The following is an 11,668-nucleotide window of genomic DNA, read 5'->3' as shown; positions in this document are numbered from 1 at the left end:
TAAATCACGCACTCCAGGCGCGGTGCAATGGCGCGTCGCTCTGGTCCTGGTATTCACCGGATGACTCAAACGGTGGCTGATACCTTCTCCTCATGCCCTCGACCGACGTCACCACACTGATCCGCACCGAGCTGCCGCGCCTGGCCGGCTCCCTGCGGAAGGTCGGCGAGCTGATCCTGGAGGATCCGGCCGCCGTCACCCACTGCTCGGCCGCGGAGCTGGGCCGCCGCACCGGCACCTCCCAGGCGACCGTGACCCGCTTCTGCCGGGCCGTCGGCCTCGACTCCTACCAGCATCTGCTCATCGCGCTGGCGCAGGAACGGGGCCGCGGCGAGGTCTCCGACTGGGGCACGGCGGAGATCGGTCCGGACATCTCCCCGGACGACAGCCTGGAGCGGGTGGTGAAGGTCGTCGGCACCGCGGACCTGCGGGCCGTCCAGCAGACGATCGACCGTATCGACCTGGACGCGGTCGAGCGGGCCGCGCAGGCCATGGCCAGGGCGCGCAGGATCGACGTCTACGGCGTGGGCGGCAGCGGCGCGGTGGCGCAGGAGACCGAGACCCGGCTGTTCCGGATCGGCTGCTCGGTGCGCGGCTGGACCGAGGTGCACGCGGCGGCCACCTCCGCCGCGCTGCTCACCCCGGCCGACGTCGCGATCGGCATCTCCCACTCCGGGGCGACCCGCGAGACGATCGAGCCGTTCGAGACGGCCAAGGAGCGCGGTGCGACCACCATCGCCCTGACCGCCGACCCGCGTTCACCGCTCGCCCGGGCCGCGGACATCCGGCTCGTCTCCTCCACCTCGGAGACCAGCTTCCCCACCGGCATCATCGGCGCCCGCCACTCGGTGCTGGTGCTCATCGACTGCCTGTACGTCCGGGTGGCCCAGCTCTCCTACCAACGGGCCAGTGCCTCACTGGCGTTGACCGACCACATCGCCGGAGAGCACGCGGTGAAGTCCCGGCGGTCGCGCTGATCGTGGCCTGCGGCCGCATGGATGAACCATCAATGAACAATGTTCATGGTTGATTGAACCACCCCTCGATGCCAGGATGGGGCTCCGCCGAGCACTCGTGGGAGTCTCATGCGCGTCATCTCTGTCGAGTCGACCGAGCTCTTCACCGGCACCGCCCAGCAGCCGCACCAAGTAGTCGTCGTCGAGGTGGAGCACGCTCCGGGCCGCCCGGTACTGCTGACCGTCGAGGGGCCGGAGGTCCGCAGCGTCGGCGAGAACCGTGCCACGATCGGCCCGGAGGGAACGGTACGCGCGGAGGTCCCCGTGGCCGCCGAGTCGCTCGCGCCCGGCGACCGGCGCGCCGTCACGGTCACCGTGGAGGACACCGGCACCGGTCAACTCCTGCGCCACTCCGCCGAGTTCACGGCCGCCGAACCGGGCTGGACCATGTTCATGGTCAGCCACTTCCACTACGACCCCGTCTGGTGGAACACCCAGGCCGCCTACACCGAGACCTGGGACGTCGCCGACGACCCCGCCGTCACCGGTCTGCCCGCCCGCACCTTCGACTCGCGCGGCCAGTCCGGGATGAGCCTGGTGCGCGCCCACTGCGACCTGGCCCGGCGCGACCCGGCCTACACCTTCGTGCTCGCCGAGGTCGACTACCTCAAGCCCTACTGGGACGCCTTCCCCGAGGAGCGGTCCTTTCTGCGGCAGTTGATCCGCTCCGGCCGCGTCGAGATCATGGGCGGCACCTACAACGAGCCCAACACCAACCTCACCGGCACCGAGGCCACCGTACGCAACGCCCTGTACGGTGACGGCTTCCAGCGCCGGATCATGGGCGCGGCACCCGAGACCGCCTGGCAGCTGGACGCGTTCGGGCACGATCCGCAGTTCCCGGGGCTGATGGCGGACGCCGGGATCACGTCCAGCTCCTGGGCGCGCGGACCGTTCCACCAGTGGGGGCCGACCCTCTCCGTCTTCGGCGAAGAGCCACGCGATCCCCGACGCATGCAGTTCCCGGCCGAGTTCAGCTGGATCGCGCCCTCGGGTCGCGGACTGCTGACCGCCTACATGGTCAACCACTACGGCGCCGGCTGGGCGATCGACAACGCACCCACCCTGCCCGAGGCGGAGGCGGCCGCGTTCAAGCTATTCCGGGGGCTCAAGAAGGTCGCGCTCACCAGGAACGTGCTGCTGCCGGTCGGCGGGGACTACGCGCCGCCGTGCCGCTGGGTGATGGGCATCCACCGCGACTGGAACGAGCGGTACGTCTGGCCGCGCTTCGTCAGCGCCGTCCCCCGGGACTTCTTCGCCGCCGTGCGCGCCGAGTTGGCGGCCGAGGGGCACAAGGCCTCGCCGCAGACGCGCGACATGAACCCGGTCTACACCGGCAAGGACGTCTCCTACATCGACACCAAGCAGGCCCAGCGGTACGGCGAGACGCTGCTCGCCGACGCGGAGGCCTGGGCGACCCTGGCCTCGCTCGTCACCGGGCACCCGTATCCCGACGCGGCCCTCGACAAGGCCTGGCGGCAGCTGGTCTACGGCGCCCACCACGACGCCATCACCGGCTCGGAGTCGGACCAGGTGTACATCGATCTCCTCACCGGCTGGCGGGAGTTGTACGACCTTGCCGGGACCGTCCACACCGATGCCACCGACGCGCTGGCCCGCGAGGTCGCCGGAGCGCCCGGCGGCGCCCCGGACCTGGTCGTCTTCAACTCCGCGACCTGGCAACGGCGGGACGTGCTCACGGTAGACGCCCCGGAGGGCCTGGTCCCGCTGGACGACACCGGCCTCCCCCTGCCCGCCGTACGCGAGGAGGATCGCCTCCGGGTCGTCGTCCCGGACGTACCCGGCATGGGGCTCAAGGCCCTCTCGTTGGCGAAGGGTTCGGCGCCCCGCTGGACCCCGGGCGAAGGACTCACCATCCGCAACGAGTTCTACGAGGTCGCCGTCGATCCCGCACGCGGAGGCGGTGTCTCGGAACTGCGCAGACTCACCGAGGGCGGACGGGAGGTGCTGCGCCCCGGGGACATCGGCAACGAACTGGTCGTACAGGAGGAGTACCCACGGCATCCGCGCTTCGGCGAAGGGCCCTGGCATCTCACCCCCACCGGAACGACCGTCGCGCGGAGTCGGGACGTCACCGCCGACATCGATGTCGAGCACTCCCCCGCCGGGTCGCGGATCACCGTCCGCGGCGACCTCGGGCTCCTCCGGTACACACAGCGGTTGACGCTCTGGACGGGCGTCGACCGGCTCGATGTCACGACCACCGTCGACGGGTACGACGGCGCCGACCGGCTGATCCGGGTGCGCTGGCCCTCGGACGTGCGGGGCGGGCTGCCCGTGCACGAGGTCGCGGACGCGGTGATCGGGCGCGGGTTCGGGTTCGTGGAGGTGGACAGCGAGCGGTTCCCGTGGACGCTCGACAATCCGGCCAACACCTGGTTCGGCCTGGGATCCACGGCCCGCGTCGCCGTGCACGACGGCACCGGGCGGCTGCTCGGCCACCGGGCGATCGGGGTCGCCGAACTCGTCCACCCCGACTGGGACATCGCCGGTGAGCTGGGCACCCCACTGGCGGCGGCCCTGGTCCGCGCGGGTGTCACGGCGACCTCGACGATCGCGGGCGGCCCGCGCTACGGCGACCTGGAGGTGGACTCCAACCTCCCCGACATCCGCATCGCCGTCGGCGGCCCGGACCGCAACCCGATGGTCGCCGAGGCACTGGGCCGGGACCCCGCGGCGGCGCGGGAGCTGAACCGTCAGCTGGCCGGGGGCGGGCTGGCGTCCGTGTGGGTGGCGCCGCGTGCCTCCCTGCGCGAGGAGTGGGTGCCCGGCGCCGACCTGCGCGGCCCGGAGCGGCTGCCGCTGCTCGTGGTGGCCGGCGCCCGGGCCGCGGACGACGCGAAGGCGGTCGACGCGCTGATCGCCGACCTGGACGACGCGGTCGTACGGGCCACGGCCCCCGGAAGCGACGAGGCGCTCCCGCCCGACGACGCCTGGGACGGCCGCAGCTTCGCCGTCCTGAACCGGGGGACGCCCGGCTGTGTGGTCACCTCTTCCGGCGATCTCCACATGTCCCTGATGCGGTCCTGCACCGGCTGGCCCTCCGGCATCTGGGTCGACCCGCCCCGCCGTACCGCACCCGACGGATCCGGCTTCCAACTCCAGCGCTGGTCGCACACGTTCGAGTACGCGGTCGTCGCGGGCGCGGGCGACTGGCGGGAGTTGGGGCTGCCGCGGGCTGGGCACGCCTACAACCGCCCGCTCACCGCACGGATCAGGCGGCCCGCCGAGCATCCCGGGTCTCTGCCGCGCACCGCGACCCTGCTCTCCCTGGAGCCCGAGGGCCGGGTGCTGCTCGACGCGTTGAAGCCGATCGGTTCGCCCCTGGCACGCGGGAGCGTGGCGGCCGCGGATCCGGCGGCCGGGGTCGTCGTACGGCTGCACGAGGTGGACGGGCGGCCGGTGCGGGCCCGGGTGGCCGGACCTCGGCCGTGGGCGGAGGCCGCGCGGGCCGACGTACTGGAAACGCCGGGGCAGCGGCTGGCGCCCGTCGGCGAGGGGCTGGAGTTCGAGCTCACCGGCTTCGAGGTGGCCACCCTGCTGGCGACTCCCGAGGACGGGCGGCACTCCGAAGGCGGTCCCGGTGTCGCCGCGCACGAGCCCGCGCAGCCGGTCTTCACCCGGTACTGGCTGCACAACTCCGGGCCCGCACCACGCGGCAATCTGCCCGTCACCGTCTGTCTCGCGCCGGCCGCGCTCACCGCCTCGGGGCCCGTCACCGCGACGGTCCGGATCTCCTCGGAGCTCACCGACGCACCGGCCTCGGGCACCGTCCGCTTCCGCCCCCCGCCCGGCTGGGCGGCCGAACCCGCCCTGCTGCCCTACGAGTTGGGTCCGGGCGGCTTCACCTTCACCGAGGTCACGGTCACCCCGCCGCCCGACGCGCCACCCGGCCGTCACTGGCTGGCCGCGCGGCTCACCCGCGACGGGCAGGCGTACGAGGACGTGGTCGCCCTCGACGTGCCGGGGAGCGTACCGGAGGGCGAGCCGGACGGACGGACTCTCGTGTCCCGTCCGGGAGTCGGGCGGGTCGGCGTGCGACGGGGTGAGCGGGCGACGGTCCCGGTCCTGCTGCGGAACACGACCCGGGGGCCGGTCGACGGCACGCTCTGGGCGGTGTCGCCGTGGGGCACCTGGGCCGGAGTCGCCCCGGGCTGCCAGGGGTTCACGGTGGGCGCCGGGGAGTCGCTGGAGTGCGGGATCGAGGTGGACGCCTCGGCGGTGCCGCCGGGGTCGTACTGGCTGATGGCGAAGGTCGGCTGGCACGGGTGTGTCGCCTACACCGAGGCGATCGTTCTGGAGGTGACGCCGTGAGCGAGCACGCGGCCGTGGTGGGCGGGGAGACGGTTCCGGTGGAGCGAGTGGAGGCGCTGCTGGCGGCCGTACCCGCACGGGACGTGGAGACCCGCACGGAGGCTTTCGCGCGGGCCGAACGGCAGCGTCGGCGATGGGCGACCCAGGTCGTCGTCACCGACGAACTCGCGCGCCGGGCCTGCGTGGAGCGCGGTCTCGCACCGCCTGCCGAGGTGTCCCCGGAGCGGGTGCCGGCCGTGTCCGGAACCGATGTCGCCGACCTGGGCAGCATCGTGGCGGTCGCCCTCGCCCACTCCCCCGCCGCCCGTGCCCTGTTGGCCGCTCTGGAGGCCGAACAGCGGGTGCCGGAGGAGACCGTTCGGGACTACTACGTCCGCAACCGGGACCGCTTCCTCACCAAGGACGCGCTACGGCGCGGGGTCGACCCCTTCTCGACGGCGGATGCCGGGGACTTCCAGCCGTACGAGCGGGTACGGGACGACGTGATGCGGGAGTTGCGGCGGGCGCGGGGACGGCTGGCCTTCTTCGACTGGCTGGACGGAGCGCGGGCCGGCGTCGAGTACACGGCCGGGCACGAGCACCCCGGCGACCCCGCGCATCCGGACCACGAACACCGGCACTGAGCCCTCCTCACGGCGCCCGGAACCGAAACGCAACACGCAAGCCATTGACCTCCGATGAATTCTGGTCCACCTTTTCATCAACCGAAGTCCAAGTTGGTGATTTGAACCAGCAACGGGTGGCGCGAACCAGCCACATCGGCATCTGAACGGCCGCAGGAGGGCAACCATGCGTGCGAAGAGACTGACCGGATCCGTGGCGGGCGTTCTCGTCCTCGCCCTGACGGCCGCGGGCTGCGGACTGTCGGGCGGCTCCGGGGACGGGGACGCGACGGCCGGCGGCTGCAAGGTCGACAAGGGGAACGTCGGCTCCGGGAAGCTCACCGGGGACGTCAAGGGCCAGATCACCTTCCAGACCACCAACTTGAAGAAAGACTTCGGTGCGTTCTTCGACGGGGTCATCAAGGACTTCGAGAAGGCGCACGCCGGAGCGAAGGTGAAGTGGATCGACGACCCCGGTGACAACACATTCACCACCCGCACGGTCGCCGACGCCCAGGCCTGCACCCTGCCGGACGTCGTCAACCTCAACTCGGAGACCGCCACGGCCCTCACCAAGGCGGGTTACCTCCTCGACCTGGGCGTCAAGGACCCGGACGCCGCCAAGCCGTTCGTCCCCGCGTTCTGGAAGTCGAGCACGATGACGGACTCCTCGGGCGCGACCGTCCACACGGTTCTCCCCTGGTACACGGGCGGCATCGTGCTGACGTACAACACCGATCTGCTGACGAAGGCCGGGGTGGACCCGGCGAAGCCGCCGACGACGGTGTTCGGCCTGTTCGCCGACTACGAGAAGATCGCCAAGGCGGCCGGCGGCACGTTCTACGCGACGATGGCGAACCCGGTCTGGCGGATCCCGGCCGACTTCGACCAGATGAACATCAAGACCCTCTCCGACGACGGCAAGTCCGCCGTCTTCGCGAAAGATCCGAGGACTGTGCAGTGGGTCGCCTGGATGGCGAAGCTGTACAAGGAGGGCGCGATGCCCAAGGACTCGCTGTCCTCCAGCAACGACCCGTCCACGCTGTACAGCCAGGGCAAGGTGGCCTACGGCTCCACGAACCCGAGTTTCGTGCGCTTCGTGAAGCAGAACAGCCCGTCGGTCTACGCGAAGACGGGCGTGGGTCAGCAGCCGTTCGACGCGCTCGGCCACACCACCGGTGCCCCGCAGTACATATCCGTCGCCGCGACCAGCAAGCACGCGCCCGTGGCGCTCGCGTTCGCCGAGTTCCTGACCAACGCCGAGAACCAGACGGCCTGGTGCAAGGATCCGAACGTCGTGATCTTCCCGACGACCACGGCGTCACTGGACGACCCGTTCTTCCAGAAGGTCTCCGGGAACGACCCGTTCGCACAGGCCCGCAAGCTGGTCGCCGAGCAGCTGAAGACCGCGACCGCCTACCAGACCAACCTCTCCCCGGCGGTGCAGAACGCGATCGTGGCCCAGGTACAGCTGGCCATGCAGGGCAAGAAGAGCCCCGAGCAGGCCGTCAAGGACGCGCAGGACAAGGCCGATGAGCTGCTGAAGCAGGCGGGCTGAGGGTGGCGACCGAGACCGCTCGTCCGGTGTCCGTGCCCGGGGCGGAGCGGACCGCCGCCGCACCGGGCACGGCCCCTTCCCGCCTGCGAAGGCTGCTGCCCGGCCCCGCCCCGGGCGCCAACGGGGCCGCTCTGTACCGCCGTTGGTGGCTGCCGTGGCTGTGGACCGCGCCCGCGATCGTCTGCGCCGTGGTCTTCGGCGTGTTCCCCTTCTTCAACACCCTCCTGCTGTCGTTCACCGACGCCAAGCCGCTCGGCGGTGCCGCGGGCTTCGTGGGTCTCGACAACTACACCCGGATGCTCGGCGATTCCGACTTCTGGCTGGCCACCCGCAACAGCATCCTCTACGCGGTGGTCGTCGTCCCGCTGATGGTGCTGCTGCCGCTGATGCTGGCCGTGCTCGTGGAGAAGAACCTCCCCGGCATCGGCTTCTTCCGCTCCGCCTTCTACACGCCGGTGCTCGCCTCCAGCGTGGTGGTGGGCCTGAGCTGGCAGTGGCTGCTGGCCGACGACGGCCTGGTCAACACCTGGTTGCAGAAGGCCCACTTGATCAGGTCCGCCATCCCGTTCCTGTCCGACTCCTGGCTGATCCTGTTGTCGGCGATGGGGCTGACCCTGTGGAAGGGCCTCGGCTGGTACATGGTCTTCTACCTGGCCGCGCTCGGGAACGTGCCGAAGGAGCTGCACGAGGCCGCCGCCATGGACGGCGCCGGCGCGGTCCGCCGCTTCTGGCACATCACCATGCCGGGTGTCCGGCACGCCATGATGCTGGTCGGCACGCTCACCGGCATCGGCTCGCTCCGGGTCTTCACCGAGATCTACATGCTGGGCAGTTCCACCGGCGGCCCCGGCGGCGCCGACCGCACCCTGCCCTTCTACATCCGGGACGTCGGCCTGGACCCGCTCACCGGCAACGCCGGTTACGGCTCGGCGGTCAGCGTCGCCCTGTTCGTGCTGACCCTCGGCCTGACCCTGCTCGCCCAGCGCCTGACGAAGGAGGACGAGGCATGACGACCGCAGTCCGGAGGCCCCGGCGCCTCGTGCCCCGCTGGCGGGACTACGGCCGCCCCCGCGAACTCGTCGTCCGCTACCTGCTGTTGCTGCTCATTCTGGGCCTCACCGTGGGCCCGCTGCTCTGGCAGCTGCTCGCGTCGCTGAAAAGCACGGGCGAGGACGTCTTCGGCGCGAACGCCACCCTGCTCCCGCGCCATCCCACCCTGCGCGCCTACCGCGAGGTCTTCGAACAGGTCCCGGTGGCCACGTACATCAGGAACAGCCTGATCGTGGTCGCCCTGTCCATCGCCAGCCAGCTGGTGTTCTCCACCACCGCGGGGTACATGCTCTCCAAGCCCGGCTGGAAGGGCCGCAGGGCGGTCTGGGTGGTGCTGGTCGCCTCGATGATGTTCCCCTTCGAGTCGATCATGGTGTCGCTGTTCCTGAGCATCCGCGACCTGGGCCTGGTCGACAACCTGGTCGGCGTGTGGCTGCCCGGGTTCGTCGGAGCGATCAACGTCCTGCTGATGCGCGGCGCGTTCCTGGCGGTCCCGCGTGAGATCGAGGACTCGGCGATGCTGGACGGCGCGGGCGAGTGGCAGCGCTTCCGCCACCTCTACCTTCCCTCCGCCTGGGGCGCGATCACGGTGGTGGTCATCAACACGTTCATCAGCGCCTGGGACGACTTCCTCTGGCCGCTGATCGTGCTCCGCTCGGAGAACCACATGACACTGACGCTGGGCCTGTCCCGGCTGCAGAGCTCGTCCTTCGGCTACGACCAGCGGGTGGTCATGGCCGGCTCCGTCATCTCGATCGTCCCGGTGCTGCTGCTCTTCGTGATCACCCAGCGGTGGTTCTACAAGGGTGTGTCCTCCGGAGCCGTAAAGCTCTGACGGGCGGTGACGGGCAGGACAACGGGTACGGCGGTGAGCGCGTCCCGCGCGGATTCGGCGACCCGGATCTCCGCGGCGGCGGTGCCGGTGAGATCGGCGCCGAGCCGCAGGGTGACCGTGCGGCGCTCGCCCGGGACCAGGTCGACGCCCTCGAACGCGCACAGTTCGAGGGTGCGCGGCCAGGTGGTGGTGATCAGCCGTCGGAGATAGACCTGCACGACCGTACGGCCCTGCCGCGCACCGGTGTTGGTGACGTCGACGGTGACGGTACGGCCGTCCGTGCGCGGGGGGCCGTACGCGAAGCTCGTGTACGACAGCCCGTGGCCGAAGGCGAAGAGCGGCTCGGCGCTCTCGTCGACGTAGCCGCCGTACTCGGTGTCCTTGTGGTTGTAGTACACCGGGAGTTGGGCGACCGAGCGCGGCACGGACACGGAGAGCCGGCCGCGCGGTTCGGCCAGCCCGAACAGCACCTCGGCGATCGCCTCGCCGCCCCAGGGGCCCGGGTACCAGGCGGTGAGCAGGGCGCCCGCGGTGTCGGGCACGACATGCGGGCGCCCTTGCACCAGGACCACGGCCGTGGGCGTGCCGGTCGCCACGACGGCGTCCAGCAGCGCGTACTGCGCCCCGCCGAGCCCCAGTCCGGCGAGGTCGACGCCCTCGCCGCAGGTCAGGTGCGAAGCGGCGGTGGCCGCGGCCCCGTTGGCGGCGAAGTCCGTCCCGGTCGTACGGGCGCTGCTGCCGCCCAGCACCAGCACGGCGAGGTCGGAGCCGGCGGCCGCGGCGACCGCCTCGGGGATGCCGGAGAGGTCGTCGCCGGTCAGGGCGCAGCCGCGGGCGTGCCGGATGTCGACGCCGGGCGGGGCGAGCCGTCGTAGCCCGTCGAGAACGCTGGTACCGGTGCCGGGGCGCTGTGGGGCCGTGTAGTCGCCCGACTGGTGGGCCACCGTGGCGGACTGGGGGCCGAGGACGGCGATGCGGGAGGTGGCCGGGGGGACGGGGAGGAGGCCCGCGCGGTTGCGGAGGAGGGTGATCGAGGCGCGGGCCAGGTCGGTGCTCAGCGCGCGGCCCTGTGCGGGGGATGGCAACTGGGCGCGGCTGCCCGGCTGTTGGTGCCGTTCCGGCCCTTCTGGCCTTTCTGGCGGCTCGAAGAGTCCGAGGCGGAACTTGAGCCTCAGCACGCGGGCGACGGCGGAGTCGAGGACGGACTCCTCGACGAGCCCCCTCCCGACGGCCTCCTCAAGATGGGTGAAACCGTCGTCCCAGAGGCTGAGGTCCACGCCGGAGTTGAGGGCGAGGGCGCCTGCGGAGACCTTGTCACCGGTGATCCGGGCCAACCGGTCGACCGCGAGTCCGTCGGCCATCACCAGACCCTCGAACCCCCACCTGCCCCTGAGGAGTCCGGTGAGCAGGGCGTGGTTGCCCGCGCACGGCAGGCCGTCGACCTCGTTGTAGGCGGCCATGACGGCGGCGGCGCCGGCGCGGATTCCTGCCTGGGCGGCGGGGAGGTGGATGTCGTGCAGTTCGCGCGGGCCGAGTTCGGACTCGGCGGAGTTGCGGCCGCCGACGGTGGCGCCCTGTCCGGCGAAGTGCTTGAGGACGACGGGGGCCTTGTCGGCGGAGAAACGGTCGGCGGGGGGTCCCTGCATGCCGCGGACGAGTGCTTCGGTGAGCCTCGCCGCCAGGTACGAGTCCTCGCCGAAGCACTCCTCGGTACGCCCCCAGCGGGGGTCGCGGGTGATGTCGAGGGCGGAGACGAGGGCCACGTGGCCGCCGCGGGCCCGTAGTTCGGCGGCGGCGTGCGCGGCGGCGCGTTCGTACAGTGCGGGGTCCCAGCCGGCGCCGACGGCGAGGTTGACCGGGAGGACCGTGCCGTCCAGGGCCAGGTGGCCGTGCGGGACCTCTTCGACGAAGAGGGCGGGGATGCCTAGGCGACTGCGCTCCACGACATGCCGTTGCACCGCCTCGGCGAGCGCCGCGCTGTCCTGGGCGCCCGGTCCGCCGCCGTGGCCGACACCGGACCAGGCGTCGGCTCGCATCAGCCCGTAGAGGGCGCCGAGTCCCTCGAAGCGGTCGGTCTCGGCATACAGGGCGTCGGTGAGCTCGTAGCCGCCGTCGGGGGTCCGGCGGTAGGCGTCCCAGCCGTACATGCGCTGGTTGAGCTGGCCGGCCTTCTCACGGAGGGTCATCCGGGAGAGGAGGTCGCTGACGCGGGCGTCGAGGGGGGCGGTGGGGTTGCGGTAGGTGGGGGTGGTCACGGGGGTGCCTCCGCGAG

7 protein-coding genes are annotated in these 11,668 nt (G+C 71.6%); 6 read left to right on the top strand and 1 reads right to left on the bottom strand.

Annotated elements, in window-relative coordinates:
- Positions 1–92: 92 nt before the first annotated feature.
- The 6 genes from AB0D85_RS16210 to AB0D85_RS16185 all read left to right on the top strand — a co-directional run bounded on the left by AB0D85_RS16210 (position 93) and on the right by AB0D85_RS16185 (position 9,396).
- Entirely contained in the window at positions 93–977 is an 885-nt protein-coding gene (locus AB0D85_RS16210; protein ID WP_362319801.1) for a MurR/RpiR family transcriptional regulator, read from the top strand.
- Between the two features lie 108 nt (positions 978–1,085).
- A complete protein-coding gene (locus tag AB0D85_RS16205; protein WP_362319798.1) occupies positions 1,086–5,351 on the top strand; it encodes an NEW3 domain-containing protein in 4,266 nt (1,421 codons plus the stop codon).
- Complete coding sequence (locus AB0D85_RS16200) at positions 5,348–5,974, top strand: peptidyl-prolyl cis-trans isomerase (RefSeq protein ID WP_362319795.1); 627 nt, start codon at positions 5,348–5,350, stop codon at positions 5,972–5,974. Before AB0D85_RS16205 ends, AB0D85_RS16200 begins: the two co-directional genes overlap by 4 nt.
- Before the next feature lie 166 nt (positions 5,975–6,140).
- Positions 6,141–7,511, top strand: coding sequence for an extracellular solute-binding protein (locus AB0D85_RS16195; protein WP_362319792.1), 1,371 nt, complete (start codon positions 6,141–6,143; stop codon positions 7,509–7,511).
- A 26-nt stretch (positions 7,512–7,537) separates the two neighbouring features.
- On the top strand, positions 7,538–8,521 hold the full coding sequence (locus AB0D85_RS16190; protein ID WP_362320375.1) for a sugar ABC transporter permease: 984 nt from the start codon (positions 7,538–7,540) through the stop codon (positions 8,519–8,521).
- A complete protein-coding gene (locus AB0D85_RS16185) occupies positions 8,518–9,396 on the top strand; it encodes a carbohydrate ABC transporter permease (protein ID WP_362319790.1) in 879 nt (292 codons plus the stop codon). The genes AB0D85_RS16190 and AB0D85_RS16185 overlap by 4 nt, the downstream gene beginning before the upstream one ends.
- Here AB0D85_RS16185 and AB0D85_RS16180 read toward each other — a convergent pair.
- Positions 9,360–11,582 (bottom strand): glycoside hydrolase family 3 N-terminal domain-containing protein, encoded by a 2,223-nt coding sequence (locus tag AB0D85_RS16180; protein WP_362320372.1) that lies wholly within the window; start codon positions 11,580–11,582, stop codon positions 9,360–9,362. The genes AB0D85_RS16185 and AB0D85_RS16180 overlap by 37 nt on opposite strands.
- Between the last annotated feature and the right edge of the window lie 86 nt (positions 11,583–11,668).

The sequence above is a fragment of the Streptomyces sp. NPDC048277 genome (genome assembly GCF_040652235.1).
Taxonomy (GTDB): Bacteria; Actinomycetota; Actinomycetes; order Streptomycetales; family Streptomycetaceae; genus Streptomyces.
Note: the sequence above shows the minus strand (reverse complement) of the source record. Positions and strands in the feature narration are given on the sequence as shown.